Source organism: Flexivirga aerilata (assembly GCF_013002715.1).
Taxonomy (GTDB): domain Bacteria; phylum Actinomycetota; class Actinomycetes; order Actinomycetales; family Dermatophilaceae; genus Flexivirga; species Flexivirga aerilata.
Genome location: NZ_JABENB010000001.1, coordinates 1,039,258 through 1,055,531, shown reverse-complemented (window position 1 = coordinate 1,055,531; position 16,274 = coordinate 1,039,258). Strand labels below are relative to the sequence as shown.

Genomic DNA, 16,274 nt, shown 5'->3' with positions numbered 1-16,274 from the left:
GGCGCGCGTCCGGCACCGGGCCGATTTGATGCATCGGCCATCGATGCATAAGGTTGTGTGCCGCAAGCAAGTTCTGCTTGACGGGTTTACTTCCCCGTGAGCGGGGAGCCCTTCAGCCGTTCCGGCGCATGCCTCGTCGCACACCACCACCCACCTCGCCCGAAGGATCAGCTGCCGTGCCCATCGACCACGACGTCGCGATGGAGCTGTCGACCGAACTCATCCACATGGTGAAGAAGATCGAGTCGCTGCGCGCGCACTCGCCGCGGGTCCACGCGGGGGCGGAGCCCTCGTCATACCCGTTGATCTTCGCGCTGAAGAAGGGCCCGGCACGCGTCTCCGCGCTGGCCGAGCTGATCCATTCGGACGTGTCGACGGTGAGCCGGCAGGTGAGCAACCTGGTGTCCTACGGCCTGGTCGCCAAGGTCTCCGACCCGGACGACCGCCGCGCGCAGCGGGTTGCGCTCACGCCCGAGGGCGAGTCGCTCGTCGAGCGGCTGCAGGTCGGCCGCGGCCTGTGGTTCCAGACCCTGCTGGAGAGCTGGGACAACGACGAGGCGCGGGACTTCGCATCGCACCTGCGGCGGTTCGTCGGCCAACTCGGCGAAGAACTCGACCGGGTGCGCGTCGCGGGCGGCGAACTGCCCGAATACCCACCGATCCCCGACACCCGGAAGGATGTTTCGTGACCACCCAGACGGCGGCCCCCACGGCCCCCACGGACGGTGAATACAGTCACCGGCAGATCCTGACGATCCTCTCAGGTCTGATGCTCGGCATGTTCCTCGCCGCGCTCGACCAGACGATCGTCAGCACGGCGATCCGGACGATCTCCGATGACCTGCACGGCCTGTCCGTGCAGGCATGGGTGACCACGGCCTACCTGATCACCTCGACGATCGCGACCCCGATCTACGGCAAGCTCGGCGACCTCTACGGCCGCAAGAAGCTCTTCCTCTTCGCGATCACCGTCTTCATCATCGGGTCGGCGCTGTGCTCGTTCGCCACCTCGATGTACATGCTCGCCGCGTTCCGCGCCATCCAGGGCATCGGCGCCGGCGGCCTGATGACGCTGGTGCTGGCGATCATCGGCGACCTGGTGCCGCCGCGCGAGCGCGCCAAGTACACCGGCTACTTCATGGCCACCTTCGGCACCTCCTCGGTGCTCGGCCCGGTCATCGGCGGCATCCTCGCCGAGACCAACATCTTCCTCGGCATCACCGGCTGGCGCTGGGTGTTCCTCGTGAACGTGCCGATCGGCATCATCGCGCTGTTCGTGGTCTCGGCGACCCTGCACCTGCCGCACACCCGCCGCGAGGCCCGCATCGACTGGTGGGGCGCCGCGGCCCTCGTGGTCTGCCTGGTGCCGCTGCTGACCGTCGCCGAGCAGGGGCGCACCTGGGGCTGGGGCTCCGGCCGGGCGCTGCTCTGCTACGTCATCGGTGGCATCGGCCTGATCGCGTTCGTGCTCGTCGAGCGCATGATGAAGCAGGACGCCCTCATCCCGCTGCGCATCTTCCGGCTGCGCGCCGCCTCGGTCACGATCGTCGCCAGCGTGATCGTCGGCATGGGCATGTTCGGTGGCATCACCGTGCTGCCGCTCTACATGCAGATCGTGCACGGCGCCTCGCCGATCGAGTCCGGTCTGATGATGCTGCCGATGGTGGGCGGCCTGATGCTCGCCGCGATCGTCTCCGGGCAGATCACCGCCCGCACCGGCAAGATCCGCATCTTCCCGATCATCGGCACCCTGGTCGCGACCATCGGCCTGCTGCTGCTGTGGCGCATCGGCGCCGACACCCCGCTGCCACTGGTCATGGTCTACATGTTCATCGTCGGCCTCGGCCTCGGTAACTGCATGCAGCCGCTGACCCTGATCGTGCAGAACGCCGTGCCGCCGCGCGAGATCGGCGTCGCCACCTCGGCGGCGACCTTCTTCCGCCAGGTCGGCGGAACGCTCGGCGTCGCGATCTTCCTGTCGATCCTCTTCAGCACGGTCGGCGACAAGATCAAGGACGCGCTCACCGCGGCCACCAAGGCCGACCCGTCGCTCGCCTCGCCGGAGAACCGCAAGATCATCGGCGCGATCTCCTCGCAGGTCGAGGACAACTCCGACGTGCTGCAGCAGTACGCCGACAAGCTGACGCACCCGTTCAAGGTCGGCTTCGCCGACTCGATGGACATGATCTTCCTCTGCGCGGCAGTGGTGATGTTCATCGGCTTCCTGGTGCTGCAGCTCATGCCGCAGGTGGAGCTGCGGGCCCAGTCGGCGCAGGCGGCGGCCGCGTCGGAGTCGGCGGCCAACGCCGGCGCACCGGCAGCCACCGACGAGCCGGTCGCCGCGGGAGTGGCGGCCGCCGCCGGCCGGCACGAGGCTGCCGAGGACGCAGTCGCCGACGACGTCGACGAGACGCGGACCCCACGGCACGCCGCCGAGTAGCGGGCTGCGTCATACGAGCAAGGAGGGAGGTGTCGGACCGACACCTCCCTCCTTCAGGTATGGCGGGGGCCGCGCATCAGTCGCCCCGCCGGCGGGTCTCGGCCAACTCACGCATCCGCCGGGCACGGTTGCGGGCGCTGACCGACTTGTCCGGCACGTCGACAATCGCGAACGCGGGCGCCGGACGCTCTGTCTTGTTCGGCCCGGGGACGGCACGCTGCTCGCCGACGCTCGGGTGCCGGCGCGACCACCACTCGTAGACCGCGAGGATCACCGCGAGCGTGACCAGGCTGAGCCAGAACTGCGAGCGGGTCTTGTCCATGAAGGCCATCGCCAGGATCACCACGGCCATGAGCGCGATCGTCAGGTAGCTCAGCCACGGGAAGAGCCACATCCGCAGGACCGGGCCGCCCGGCAGCTCCCGGTCGAGCCGACGGCGCAGCGCGACCTGGGACACCGCGATCGCCAGGTAGACGAACAGCGCGACCGCGCCGTAGGAGTTGACCAGGAAGTTGAAGACCTTGTCGGGCGAGACGTAGGCGGCAATCACCGAGACGTAGCCGACGAGCGTGCCGGCGAAGATCGCCCGGCGCGGGACACCGCTCTTGGACAGCTTGGTGAAGGCGAGCGGAGCGTCGTTGTTGCGGGTGAGCGCGAACAGCATCCGGGAGGAGGTGTAGAGCGCGGAGTTGAGGCAGCTCAGCAAGGCGGTCAGCACGATGAGGTTCATGATCGTGCTCACCGCCGGGATGCCGAGCACGCCGAGCACCGCGGCATACGGGCTGACGCCGACGTTTTCGGCGTTCCACGCCTGCACGGTGACCACGACGAAGGTCGAACCGACGTAGAAGGTGACGACCCGCACGATGATCGACCGCATCGCCTTGTGGATCGCCTGGGCCGGGTTCTCCGACTCGGCCGCGGCGATGGTGACGATCTCGGCGCCGGTGTAGAACGCCACGCACGGGACGACCGCGGCCAGCACCGCGCCCCAACCCATCGGCGCGAAGCCGCCGTGATCGACCAGGTTGGCAAGGCCCGGGGTCGAGTCCGGCCAGAGGCCGGTGATCCAGAGGATGCCGGCGAGCAGGAAGAGCGTGATCGCGACGACTTTGATCGAGGAGAACCAGTATTCGAATTCGCCGTAGGAGCGCGCGCTGACCATGTTGGTGGCGGTGAGCAGCAGCATCAGCCCCAGACTGAGCACCCAGAGCGGCACGCTCGGCACCCACAGCTGCAGGATGCGGCCGCCGGCGACAGCCTCGACGGCCACGACGATCACGAAGAAGTACCAATACATCCAGCCGACCGCGAATCCGCCTCTGCGGCCTAGGCATTCGCGAGCGTAGACATAGAAGGAGCCGAGCGCCGGCTTGTTGACGGCCATCTCGGCGAGCATCCGCATGATCAGCACGGTGATCAGGCCGGCAATCAGGAACGACACGACCGCGGCCGGGCCGGCGTCCTCGATGACCACGCCACTGCCGACGAACAGACCCGCTCCGATCACCCCACCCAGGGCGATGAGGTTCATGTGGCGTTGTTTCAGGCCCTTACCCAGACCACTGTCCGTGGTCGTGTCATCAAGGTCACCCATAGGTCTTGCCTCCGTCTCCCGCCGACACCGTCTGCACCCAAAGATTGGTGAATATGTTTGCGGTTATTGGTGATTCGATTCAGCCATTAGACCGGCACCGCGGCGGGGGCGGGAGTACCAACGAGCGCACCGATGGTGGTACCAGTTATGAGCCAGATCACATCCAGGACACCAGTGTCCGCCCACAAGCCGCGAAAGGCCCGCCCCGCGCCGGTATGACGCAAGGCGAGCCCCTCAATCCCCCGCCCCCGATGAGGTGGGAGCGCCGACACCTCACACGTAGTCGGCGTACTTCTTCAGCAGTCGCACCGGCTTGGACAGGGCATCCCGGCGGAACGGGTCGCCGAGCTCCCGAGTGCACATGATCTCGATGACCGTGGTGACGCCGTCCTCCAGCTGGGCCTTGACCGCCGCCTGCAGCGCCGGCCCGACGTCCTCGAGCTTGTCGACGGTGACGCCCTGCGCCCCCATCGATCGGGCGACCTCGGCGAAGCTCGGGTTGTCCAGCTCGCCGGCGACGAATCGCCGGTTGTAGAAGTCGACCTGGTTCTTCTTCTCCGCGCCCCACTGCCGGTTGTGGAAGACGATCGAGGTGACCGGGATGTGGTGCCGCACCGCGGTCATGATCTCGACCATGCTCATCGACCAGGCGCCGTCCCCGGCATACGAGATCGCGGGCCGGTCCATCGCGGCGGCCTTGGCGCCGATGATCGTCGGCAGGGCGTAACCGCAGTTGCCGAAGCTCATCGGGGCGAAGAACGACCGCGGCTCCTCAAAGCGCAGGTAGGAGTTGGCGACCGAGTTGATGTTGCCGATGTCGGTCGACACCATCGCGTGCGGCGGCATTGCCTTCTCAAGCTCACGCAGCACCTGGCGCGGGTGCAGCCAGTTGCCCTCCTCACCCTTCGCCTCCTCGATCATGTCGAGACTGAAGTCGTCGCGCTCGTGGGTCCACTCGTCGAGTTCCCGCTCCCAGTCAGCCTTTTCGGTCGCGATGCGGTCGGCCCGCTCGGCGCGGGTGGCGTCGCCGGCCAGTGTGCGGTCGGCCAGTCGCTCGATGAGCGCCTCGGCTGCGGCCTTGGCGTCGCCGCAGATGCCGACCGAGATCTTCTTGACCAGGCCGAGCATCTTGTGATCGGCATCGACCTGGATGATCTTGGCGTCCTTGGGCCAGTAGTCCATGCCGTGCTGCGGCAGGGTGCCGAACGGCCCGAGGCGGGAGCCGAGCGCCAGCACGACATCAGCCTGGCTGATCAGCTTCATCGCCGCCTTCGATCCCTGGTAGCCGAGGGGACCGCACCACAGCGGGTGGCTGGCCGGGAACGAGTCATTGTGCAGGTAGGAGTTGACCACCGGCGCGCCCAGACGCTCGGCGAGCGCCTTGCACTCCTCGACACCGTCGGCCATCACAACGCCGCCGCCGGACACGATCACCGGGAACTTCGCGGAGGCGAGCAGATCGGCCGCCTCGTCGAGCGAGCGCGCGCCGCCGGGGCCGCGGTCGAGCACCTGGGGCTGCGGGATCTCGCACTCGAGCTCGCCGTAGAAGTAGTCGCGGGGGATGTTCAGCTGGGTCGGGCCGATCTCGGAATGCGCCCGGTCGAAGCAGCGGGCGGTGATCTCCGCCATCCGCTTGGGGTTGTTGACGTGCCCCTGGTATTTGGTGAACTCGGCGAACATCGGCATCTGGTTGGCCTCCTGGAAGCCACCCAGGCCCTGCCCCATCGTGCCGGTCTCCGGGGTGACGATGACGACCGGGCTGTGTGCCCAGAACGCGGCCGCGATCGCGGTGACACAGTTGCTAATGCCGGGGCCGTTCTGCCCGATGCAGACGCCGTGCCGGCCGCTGACCCGGGCGTAACCGTCGGCCATGTGTGCGGCGCCCTGCTCGTGGACGACGGGGACGAGGCGGATGCCGGCCGGCGCAAAGATGTCCATCGCGTCCATGAAGGCCGAGCCCATGATCCCGAAGATCGTGTCCACCCCATTGGCGGCCATCGTCTCGACGAATGCCTCCGACGGCGTCATGCGTTGTACGCCGAACGCCTCGCCGCGGCCGGCGACCTGCGTCTCCAGCACCTGCTCCTCGATGTTTTCTGCCAGGTCGGTCATCGCCTCGACTCCTTCATGCTGATCGCCGATATGGTCCCGAAAAATGGGACCTCACGGTCGGTATTACTGAACACATTGGACAGTAGGAGGCGTCATCGTTTAGTGTCAAGGAAATCCCGTTTTTCGGACCACCACGTGCCGGTTTCCGGATCTCCCGACTGCCGGCACAACTCGGAGGTATGACGTGAGCAGCCCCGCCACCGACGCCAATCCCGTTCTGGCAACACAGCATTCGCTCACCGGCGAGACCCCGGCGCTGCGGTTGTTCGCGTTGTTGGAGCTGATCGGCGGCAAGGATCATTTCGTCACGCTGCAGGGCCTGGTCGACGAGACCGGCCTGCCGAAGGCGACCGTGCACCGGATGCTGCAACAGCTCGAAACCGCCGGCCTCGTCGTACGCCAGGCCGATGGCCGGCACTACGGCACCGGCGCACGGCTGCGCAATTTCGCCGAGACGCTGATGCTCAACACCGTGCAGTTCGGCGCCCGGCACGCGGTGCTGCGCCATCTGGTGGACCAGACGGGTGAGACCTGCAACATCACCGCGCTGTCCGGCGACGAGGTGGTCTATCTCGACCGGGTCGAGACCGACGCCCCGTTGCGTTTCCTGCTGCACCCCGGATCACGGGTGCCGATGCACGCCTCCGCAAGCGGTAAGCGCATCCTTGCCCAGCTGGACCCCGATCAGCGGCAACGGCTGCTCGGTCACGTCCCGCTGCAGCGCTACACCCCCAACACGATCACCGACCTCGACGAGTTCGGCGCCGAGCTGGACCGCATCGCCGCACAGGGTTACGCGATCGACAACGAGGAGTACCTGCCCGGACTGGTGTGCGTCGCCGTGCTGGTGCCCGGCGGTCGGGAGCGGTCCAACCTGTGTGTCGCCGCCCAGGCGCCGGTGCTGCGCGTCGCCCCCGACGCCGCCGCGGAGCAACTGCTGCCGCCACTGCGCAAGGCCGCCGAGGCACTCCGCGAGATCGAACGCGAGGGCAACAGATGAATGACGCACCCGAAACAGCCCAGGTGCGAAAGCTTTTCGGCATCGACACCTCAATGCGGGTGCCGGTGGCAACGCCGCCACCGGAGCTGGCCGAGCACGTGCCCCAGATCGATCCGGCATACGTCTTCGACCCCGACGTCACCCTGGCGATCCTCTCCGGCTTCGCACACAACCGGCGGGTGCTGGTGCAGGGCATGCACGGCACCGGCAAGTCGACGCACGTCGAGCAGGTCGCGGCGCGGCTCGGCTGGCCGTGCGTGCGGGTCAATCTCGACGGACACCTGTCCCGGCTCGACTTCGTCGGGCGCGACACGGTGGTGCTGCGCGACGGCGTGCAGGTGACCGAGTTCGCCGAGGGCATCCTGCCGTGGGCACTGCAGCGGCCGGTCGCGCTCCTGCTGGACGAGTATGACGCGGGCCGTCCCGAAGTGATGTTCGTGCTGCAGCGGGTGCTGGAGCGCGAAGGAAGTCTCACCCTGCTCGACCAGAGCCGCGTGCTGCATCCACACCCCGGCTTCCGGCTCTTCGGCACAGCCAACACCGTCGGGCTCGGCAACACCAGCGGGCTCTACCACGGGGTGCAACGCCTCAATCACGCTCAGCTCGACCGGTGGTCGGTCGTCGCCGCGCTCGACTACCTGCCCGCCGAGCGCGAGGCCGAGATCGTCGTGGGCCAGGTGCCGGGCCTGGTCGGTCGCGACGAATTGGTCAGCGGCATGGTGCAATTCGCCGCGCTGACCCGCTCCGCCTTCGCCGCCGGCGACCTGTCGACACTGATGTCGCCGCGGACCGTGATCGCCTGGGGTGAGAACGTCGAGATCTTCGGCGACGTCGCGCGGTCCCTCCGGTTGTCCTTCACCAACAAGTGTGCAGAGGACGAGCGAGCCCTGGTCGCGCAGCTCTTCCAGCGGTGTTTCGACGCCGATCTCGACGACGTGCTGCCGGCGACGGCATGACGGCGACGACCGGAGCAGGCGGGTCGTCACCCGACACGACAGCCGCCGCCGCGCGCGCCATGTCTCGGGTGCCACGGCTGGTCCGGCGCGGCGAGGTGCTGGTCACCGGCACCGGCAGCCCGGTGTCGGCCGCGCACGTGGCGACCGCGCCCGTCACCGACCCGAGGCTCGGGCCCGGTGTCGCCGATGCGGTCGCCGCCCGGCTACGCCACAGCAGCGCGCAGGTGCACGGGGAGTTGCTGCCGGCCGACCCGCTCGCCGCTGTGGTCGTCGAACTCGCCGAACAGCTGCGTTGCGAATCCCTCACTCCCGCAACACTTCCCGGCACTGTGCGCAACCTCAACGGATTGTTCGACGCCTGGCTGGACACCGCCCACGCGGCAGGCGCAGTCGACACCGAGCTCGGGCTGCACGTGCTCACGGTCGCGGTGCTGTTGCGATCGCGCCTGCTCGCCATACCGATCCCGGCGGCGCTGGAGGACGAGATCGAGGGGACGCGCTTCGCCCTTGCCGGCGAGATCGGCGCGCCATTGCGCTCGCTGCGCCGGTTGCGGCACGACCAGCGCGCGTTCGCGAAGCAGGCGCGGCTGATCGGTGCGGTCCTCGCCGCGCGATTCCCCGCCCCGCCGACCAAGCAGACCGGCGACCAGGTGCGGCAGTTGGGTTTCGTGCCGTTGGTCCAGCAACAGGCGCAGCCGCCCGCCGGCGACGAACCTGGCGGCTCAGGCGGCGAAACCGGCTGGGGGCGCCACGTATTGGCCGAATACCGCGTGTTCACCACCGCGTACGACCGGGTCACGGACGCGACCACGATCGGTCGGGCCGACCAACGTGCCCGCTGGCAGGCCGAACTCGACAGGCGGCCCCGGCCGGTGGCACCGCAACGCATCGCCCGTGTGGTGACCGGCCGGCTGTCGGCGCCCACCGTCGATGACTGGCGCGGTGGAGCGGAAGAGGGCCTGCTGGATGCCGGTCGGCTCGGCGGTTTCATCGCCTCGGGCAGCACGGAAGGCATCTTCCGCACCCGGCACACCGTCGCGCGCCCTGACACCGCCGTCACCCTGCTGCTGGACTGCTCTGGGTCGATGCGCACTCACGGCCGCGTTGTCGCGACGCTCGTCGACACCATCGGGCGCGGCCTCGATCTGGCCGGAATCCCGTTGACCGTGCTCGGTTTCAGCACCGTCGACTGGCACGGTGGAGCCGCAGCGCGTGACTGGAAGCTGGCTGGTGCGCCGGAGCATCCAGGCCGGCTGGGCGGCGTGCATCACCTCGTCCTGGTGCCGCCCGGCGCTTCGTGGGCCCGTGGACGCAGCGGCCTCACCGCGTTGCTGCGCCCGGAGCTCTTCGCCGAGGGCGTCGACGGCGAGGCGCTGCAGTGGGCGGCCGGTGTCGTCGCGCAGCAGGACGCGCGCCGGCGGACGCTCGTGGTGATCTCAGACGGTGGACCGATGTCGACGGCGACCCGGGACGCGGAGGGTTCGGCATACCTCGATGCCCACCTGACGGCTGTCGCGGACCGGATCGAGCAGGCCGGCGAGGTGCGGCTCGGCGCGATCGGCATCGGCGCCGACTTGAGTCCCTTCTATCGACGCACCCGGGTGGTCGACGAGGATGACGACCTACCTACCGGGCTGGTGCACGCGATGCTCGACCTCGTTCTCAGCTGACGGCGGCGACCTGCGCCTGCACGCTTGCCTGCAGCGCGCTGATCAGCGCCACGTTGACGACGTCCTCGGCGCTGCAGCCGCGGGACAGGTCGTTCATCGGGGCGCGAAGCCCCTGCAGGATCGGGCCGTATGCCGCTGCGCCGCCTATGCGTTCGGCGATCTTGTAGCCGATGTTGCCCGCAGCCAGATTGGGAAAGACGAAGACGTTGGCGTGGCCGGCGACGCGGGATCCGGGGGCCTTGCTGGCTCCGACGGCGGGCGCGAACGCGGCGTCGAACTGCAGCTCGCCGTCGACGCGCAGGTCCGGCTCGCGGCCGCGGATCGCGGTCGTCGCGTCCCGCACCGTGCGGACGCTGGCGTGGTCGGCGCTGCCGCTGGTGCTGAAGGACAACATCGCGACGGCCGGCTCCTCCGCAGCAAGCGCGCGGAAGGTGCCGGCAGTGCCGATCGCGATCTCCGTCAGGCCCGCCACGTCGGGTTCGGGCACGACCGCACAGTCGCCGAATGCGACGAGTCGGCCGGTGGGCAGCCGCATCAGGAAGCAACTGGATAGCAGCGAATTGCCAGCCGTAAGACCGATGCCTGTGAGCGCGGCGCGGATCACGTCGCCCGACGCGTGGATCGCACCGGCAACGGCCGCGTCTGCTTCGCCGACCCCGACCGAGGCCGCCGCGAGCAGCAGCGGATCGGTCGAAGCGGCTCGCCTGCGGTCACCCGTCCACTTCTTACGGGCGGCGATCGCATCGAGACGGTCGGCCACCTCGCTGGTCTCGCACTCGTAGACCGACCGGCACTCCAGCGCACGCGGGAGGTCAGCTCGCCACGGACCGATCAGCAGCGGGCGGACGCCGTGCTCCAGGAGCTGGGTGGCCGCTCGCCGAACGCGCGGGTCATCACCTTCGGGCAGGAGCACCGTCGCCGGACCCGGTCGAAGCGACGCGAGCCGCTTGGACCAGGTCCGGCTCAGTGAGTCGGTCATTGTCGGTCCCTATCCGCCGATGACCTCGGCGATGGGCGTCCACGCCATACCGTGTGCCTGCGCGACCGCCTCGTTGGTGACCCGGCCCTCGAAGGTGTTCAGGCCACCGGCCAGGGCAGCGTCGGTGCGCATCGCCTGCTGCCAGCCCTGGTCGGCGAGCGCGACGGCGTAGGGCAGGGTGACATTGGTCAGTGCGTAGGTTGAGGTATTCGCAACGGCACCAGGCATATTCGCCACGCAATAGAACGTCGACTGGTGCACCTGGAAGGTCGGCTCGGCGTGCGTCGTCGGGCGGGAGTCCTCGAAGCAACCGCCCTGGTCGATCGCGATGTCGACCAGCACGCTGCCCGGACGCATCCGGCTCACCATCTCGTTGGTGACCAGTCGCGGAGCGCGTGCGCCGGCGACCAGCACCGCGCCGATGACCAGGTCGGCCTCGGTGACCGCCTTGTCGATGTCGAACCGGTTGGCGGCGAGCGTCTTGACCCGACCGTTGTAGCGGCGGTCCAGAGCGCGCAGCTTGTCGACGTTGGTGTCGAAGACGGTGACGTCGGCCCACATGCCGACCGCCATCGCGATCGCGTTCATGCCGGAGACGCCGGCTCCCAGCACGACGACCTTGGCGGGGCGGACTCCGGACACCCCGCCGAGCAGCACGCCGCGTCCACCCTGTGCCTTCATCAGGTGGTGCGCGCCCTCCTGCGGCGCCAGGCAGCCGGCGACCTCACTCATCGGGTAGAGCAGCGGCAGTGCGCCGTTGCTCAACTGCACTGTCTCGTATGCGATTCCGGTGGTGCCGGCCGACACCAGTGCGTCGGTGCACTCCCCGCTGGCTGCGAGGTGCAGGTAGGTGAAGAGCGTCAGGTCCTTGCGCAGCAGGTGGTATTCCGATGCGATCGGCTCCTTGACCTTCAGCACCATCTCGGCGATGCCCCAGGTCTCCTCGGCGGTCGGCACGAGCTGGGCACCCGCAGCTTCGAACTCGGCATCGGTGATCGACGATCCCTCACCGGCACCTTGCTGGACGTAGACGCTGTGTCCGTGCTCGGTCAGCTCATGGACGCCGGCTGGCGTTGCGGCGACTCGATATTCGTGGTTCTTCACCTCAGCGGGGACGCCGATGCGCATGGTATTTCTCGCTTTCTGGTCGATCAGATGTGGAAGATTCAGGACCGCACGTAGCTGTCGGTGGCGGTGAGCACGGAGTCGACGCACCGGAAGAGGTGATCGAGCACCTCGCGGTCGGCGATCAGCGGCGGGGAGAGCATCAGCATGGTCGCGCCGCGGTCGTCCGGGCGGGTGACCAGACCGACGTCACGCATGGCAGCTGGCATCACCTCGCGCACCAACGCACCCGCCTGGTCCGTGGTCAGCTCCCGGCCCGACTCCCGGTCACCGGTCAGTTCGAGTGCATAGAAGTACCCCGTGCCGCGCCACTCGGCAAGCGTCGGGTGTGCCTGCACCAACTGGTCGAGTTGTTGCTGGAAGTACGGCTCGTTGCCCCGCACACCCGCCAGCACCTGCTCCTCGTCGAGCGCGTTGAGGTTGGTGAGGGCGACCGCGGTCGAGACCGGGTGACCGCCCCAGGTCGCACCGTGGGTGAACATGCCGGCCGACGGTGAGTCGAGCAGTGCCTGGGCGAGCGGTTCCCGGATCAGCACGCCACCGAGTGGTGCGTAGCCGGACGTCGACCCCTTCGCGAAGGTGATCAGGTCGGGCGTCACGCCATACTTGGCGGATCCGAACCACTCCCCGAGCCGGCCGTAGGCGCAGATCACCTCGTCGGCAACCAGCAGGATGCCGTATCGGTCTGCGATTGCTCGCAGTTCGCGCCAGTAGCCATCCGGCGGCACGAGCGCACCGCGGGAGTTCTGCACCGGCTCGGCGAAGATCGCGGCGATGGTGTGCGGCCCCTCCTCCTCGATGATGTCCACCAGCGCGCGCAGCGACGGCAGGTCGGCGGCGGTGCCGCCCTCCGGCACCTGCTCTCCGAGGGTGTTGGGGAAGTGCCGCACACCGGGCATGAGCGGCCCGAACGGCTCCTTGTACTTCGGGATCGCAGTGACGGCAAGGGCGCCGAGCGTCGTGCCGTGGTAGGCCATCTCGCGGGACAGGATCTTGGTGCGCTCCGGCTGCCCCTGGCTGCGCCAGTACTGCCGGGCGAACTTCACCGCCGACTCGACTGCCTCGGAGCCGGAGTTGACGAAGAAGACGGTATTCAAGTCACCCGGCGCATGACCGGCGATCGTCGCCGCGGCCTCGGCCGCCATCGGGTGTGCCGCGGACCAATTGGTCCAGTAGGCAAGGGTTTCCATCTGCTTGGCGGCTGCAGCAGGTATGTCGCTGCGACCGTGGCCGATGTTGACGCAGAAGAGACCGGCCAGGCCGTCGAGGAACTTGCGGCCCGAGTCGTCATACAGATAGCAGCCCTGGCCACGTTCGATGATGGGCAGGCTGTTGTCGCGCCACACCTGGCCACGGGTGAAGTGTGGGAACAGGTGGCTTTGCGCGAGCGCGCGGGTGTCAGCCATGACGACCTCCGTTGGACGCTTTTCGATTTGCGGTGCACCCACCACGATGGGGCGGGAGACTGGACCACAGAAGTCCCAGATCTGGTCCGGTTGCAGGACCCAGCAGGCGGGAGTTCGAATTCGCGGAACCTGCCCTCGCCGGACCGACCGGGTTGGTTTCATGGCCGAGGCCCGGGTCCGCGCGAAGGAGGTGATCAGGATGGCGCTCACGCTGTTGCAGCTCGACCGGGACAGCGCCGAACCGCTTTACCGCCAGGCCCGTCGCGCTCTCGAAAACGCAGTGACTACTGGGCTTTTCGACCTTGATCAACCTCTGCCCAGCTCGCGCGCGCTCGCCGATGAGCTGGGCGTCTCCCGCAACACGATCAAACTCGCCTACGAGGAGTTGATCGCCGAGGGCATCGTCATCAGTCACGAGCGCAAGGGGCTCTTCGTCAATCCCGACGTGCAGTCGGCGCTGATCAACGCGCCTGACCGCACGCCCGGCATCGACTGGTCGCGCCGCACGCGTGGCTTCCCGGACGCCCGGCTGCCGCACATCGAAAAGGTCGCCGACTGGTCGAGTTACCCCTATCCGTTCCTTGCCGGGCAGGTGGACGTGCGCAGTTTCCCGGTGCGCGCGTGGCAACGAGCGCTGCGGGAGTCGCTCTACCACCCGCACATCTACCCGTCGCTGCAGGACAGTCTGGGCTCGGACGACCCGATGCTCGTCGACGTCGTACGACGGCAGTTGCTGCCGGCGCGCGGCATCGAGGCCGAGCCCGAGGAAATCCTGATCACCGTCGGCTCGCAGCACGGCCTGGACCTGCTCGGGCGAAGCCTGCTGAGCAGCAGGAGCACGGTGGCCGTGGAGTCCCCGGGCTACCTTGATGCGCGGCACATCTTCGCCCGCACCGGGGCGGCGCTGCGACCGATGTCGGTCGACGGCGACGGGGCAGTGCCTCCAACGGATTTCGCCGGGATCGACCTGGCGTACGTGACCCCGAGCCACCAGTCGCCGACCAATGTCACGCTTCCGATGGAGCGGCGGCTGCACTTCGTGCAGCGTGCGGCGGCCGCCGGGACGGTGCTGGTCGAGGACGATTACGACTCGGAGTTCCGCTACCAGGGCCGGCCGAGCCCCGCCCTGAAGGCCCTCGACAACAGCGGCGACGTGGTCTATCTGGGCACCTTTTCCAAATTCCTGTCGCCTGGCCTGCGGCTGGGCTACCTGGTGGCCCATCGCGACCTGGTGCGTGAGTTGGCGGAGATCCGGCGTTACGAATTGCGCCACCCTGCAGGGCAATTGCAGCGCGCGATGGCACTGTTCATCGGTAGTGGCGACTACCACCGCGCGCTGCGCAGGCAAAAGGCGAAGCTGCAGCAACGCTGGCTGACCATGACCGACGCCGTCGAGCGCCTCTTTCCCTTCCCGACCGAGGGCTTCCCACCCGGCGGGGTCAGTCTCTGGATGCGCGGCCCGGAGGGTTTCGATGCTCGGGTGCTGGCCGAGCGGGCCCGCGGTGCGGGCGTGCTCATCGAGCCCGGGGATGTCTACTTCCCCGCAGCCGATGCGCACGCCCGCCGTCACTTCCGCCTCGGTTACGTGGCGATCCCGTTGCGGGCGATCGAGCCAGGGGTGCGGGTGCTCGCCGAGCTGATCCGCGAACTGCCCTGACCAGACCGCACCGACCGCTTGCTCGAGCGCTCTCCCGGCGTGCGGATGAGCAGGGTGCAGATCGCGGAGACGACTCCGGTGAGGAGGAAATAGCCGATCAGCAGCCCGGTGCCGCCGCCGGCCCTGTCGAGCAGCCAGGTCAGCACGAGTGGGGTCAGGCCGGAGGCGAAGATGCCGGACATCTGGTAGACCACCGAGATCCCCGAGTAGCGCACCCGCACCGGGAACAGCTCCGCGAAGAACGCACCCTCCGGTCCGTACATCAGTGGATAGAGGACGCCAAGCGCGAGCACGATCCCGAGACCGGCGAGCCACGGATCACGCGTGTGCATCAACGGGAAGACCAGCAGCGGCGCGACGGCGGCGAGCACCGCGCCGGTCGCATAGACCCGCCGGCAGCCGAATCGGTCTGCGAGCGCGCCGCTGACCGGGATGAGCACCAGCAGCAGACCGGCCGCCGCCATCACCCCGAGCAGCGCGGGCTGCCGGGCCATGTCGAGCGTGCCGGTCGCGTAGCTGATCGAGAAGACCGCCCAGGCGTTGAACGCGACACCCTCGATCCAGCGAGCGCCCATGCCCAGCAACAGGTTTCGACGATTCTCGGCATCGGCGAGCAGCTCCTTGGCGGGGATGACAGCTGCGCCGTCGCCCTGCTCCATGTCGCGGAAGGCCGGTGTCTCCATCACCCGGAGGCGCACGATCATGCCGACCACGACGAGCGCCAGACTCAGCCAGAAGGTGATCCGCCAACCCCAGGCATTGAAGGCCGAGTCACTCATCACGGCTCCGGCGGCGGCGAAAACACCTGTGCCCAGGAGCAGCCCGAGTGCAAGGCCGGCCTGCGGCGTCGACCCGAACAACGCCTTCCTGCCCTTCGGCGCATACTCGACCGACATCAGCACGGCGCCGCCCCACTCCCCGCCGATCGCGATCCCCTGCAACAGGCGCAGCACGATCAGCAGCACTGGCGCAAAGAGCCCGATCTGGCTGTAGGTCGGCAGGCAGCCGATCAGGAACGTCGCCCCGCCCATGATCAGCATCGTCATCACCAGCGTGCGTTTGCGGCCGACCCGGTCCCCGATATGACCGAAGATCAGCCCGCCCACCGGCCGAGCAACGAAGCCGAGCGCGAAGGTGGCGAACGCGAGCAGGGTGCTGACCGCCGGGTCGTCGGCCGGGAAGAACTGCTTGTTGAAGATGATCCCGGCGGCGACCCCGTAGAGGAAGAAGTCGTACCACTCGACGGTCGTCCCCATGATGCAGGAGGCCAGCACTGCGCGCACCTGCGATCGGCTGGGTCTCGGAACGGTCTGGTCACTCATAGCGAAGTCC

General features: G+C 68.3%; 12 protein-coding genes. 6 read left to right on the top strand and 6 right to left on the bottom strand.

All coding sequences use genetic code 11. The features are described 5' to 3' along the window. The first annotated feature begins 176 nt into the window (after positions 1–176). Both HJ588_RS04960 and HJ588_RS04955 read left to right on the top strand, forming a co-directional pair. Entirely contained in the window at positions 177–689 is a 513-nt protein-coding gene (locus tag HJ588_RS04960; protein ID WP_171152617.1) for a MarR family transcriptional regulator, read from the top strand. After that, positions 686–2,440, top strand: a complete 1,755-nt coding sequence (locus HJ588_RS04955) for an MDR family MFS transporter (protein WP_343036598.1) — start codon at positions 686–688, stop codon at positions 2,438–2,440. The genes HJ588_RS04960 and HJ588_RS04955 overlap by 4 nt, the downstream gene beginning before the upstream one ends. Positions 2,441–2,516: 76 nt before the next feature. Here HJ588_RS04955 and HJ588_RS04950 read toward each other — a convergent pair whose 3' ends face one another. Beyond that, entirely contained in the window at positions 2,517–4,037 is a 1,521-nt protein-coding gene (locus HJ588_RS04950; protein ID WP_212755296.1) for an amino acid permease, read from the bottom strand. Between the two features lie 273 nt (positions 4,038–4,310). Then, on the bottom strand, positions 4,311–6,149 hold the full coding sequence (gene xsc / locus HJ588_RS04945; protein ID WP_171152615.1) for a sulfoacetaldehyde acetyltransferase: 1,839 nt from the start codon (positions 6,147–6,149) through the stop codon (positions 4,311–4,313). Positions 6,150–6,333: 184 nt separating this feature from the next. Here xsc and HJ588_RS04940 point away from each other — a divergent pair, with 184 nt between their 5' ends. From HJ588_RS04940 to HJ588_RS04930, 3 genes are read left to right on the top strand one after another with little or no spacing between them, the layout of a single operon-like run. Then, complete coding sequence (locus tag HJ588_RS04940; protein WP_343036597.1) at positions 6,334–7,149, top strand: IclR family transcriptional regulator; 816 nt, start codon at positions 6,334–6,336, stop codon at positions 7,147–7,149. Further along, entirely contained in the window at positions 7,146–8,105 is a 960-nt protein-coding gene (locus HJ588_RS04935) for an AAA family ATPase (RefSeq protein ID WP_171152613.1), read from the top strand. Before HJ588_RS04940 ends, HJ588_RS04935 begins: the two co-directional genes overlap by 4 nt. 59 nt (positions 8,106–8,164) lie before the next feature. After that, complete coding sequence (locus tag HJ588_RS04930; RefSeq protein ID WP_171152611.1) at positions 8,165–9,775, top strand: cobaltochelatase CobT-related protein; 1,611 nt, start codon at positions 8,165–8,167, stop codon at positions 9,773–9,775. Here the strand turns inward: HJ588_RS04930 and HJ588_RS04925 are convergent. From HJ588_RS04925 to HJ588_RS04915, 3 genes are read right to left on the bottom strand one after another with little or no spacing between them, the layout of a single operon-like run. Continuing rightward, positions 9,768–10,754, bottom strand: a complete 987-nt coding sequence (locus HJ588_RS04925) for a phosphotransacetylase (protein WP_171152609.1) — start codon at positions 10,752–10,754, stop codon at positions 9,768–9,770. The two genes, HJ588_RS04930 and HJ588_RS04925, sit on opposite strands and share 8 nt — an antisense overlap. A 9-nt stretch (positions 10,755–10,763) precedes the next feature. Further along, positions 10,764–11,882, bottom strand: coding sequence for an alanine dehydrogenase (ald, locus tag HJ588_RS04920; protein WP_171152607.1), 1,119 nt, complete (start codon positions 11,880–11,882; stop codon positions 10,764–10,766). 38 nt (positions 11,883–11,920) lie between these two features. Further along, positions 11,921–13,285 (bottom strand): aspartate aminotransferase family protein, encoded by a 1,365-nt coding sequence (locus HJ588_RS04915; protein WP_171152604.1) that lies wholly within the window; start codon positions 13,283–13,285, stop codon positions 11,921–11,923. A 160-nt stretch (positions 13,286–13,445) separates the two neighbouring features. Between HJ588_RS04915 and pdxR the strand changes: the two genes are divergently transcribed. Then, positions 13,446–14,942 carry a MocR-like pyridoxine biosynthesis transcription factor PdxR gene (pdxR, locus tag HJ588_RS04910; RefSeq protein WP_212755295.1) on the top strand — a complete coding sequence of 499 codons (1,497 nt, stop codon included), beginning with the start codon at positions 13,446–13,448 and terminating at the stop codon, positions 14,940–14,942. Here the strand turns inward: pdxR and HJ588_RS04905 are convergent. After that, complete coding sequence (locus tag HJ588_RS04905) at positions 14,867–16,264, bottom strand: MFS transporter (protein WP_171152602.1); 1,398 nt, start codon at positions 16,262–16,264, stop codon at positions 14,867–14,869. The genes pdxR and HJ588_RS04905 overlap by 76 nt on opposite strands. Positions 16,265–16,274 lie beyond the last annotated feature (10 nt).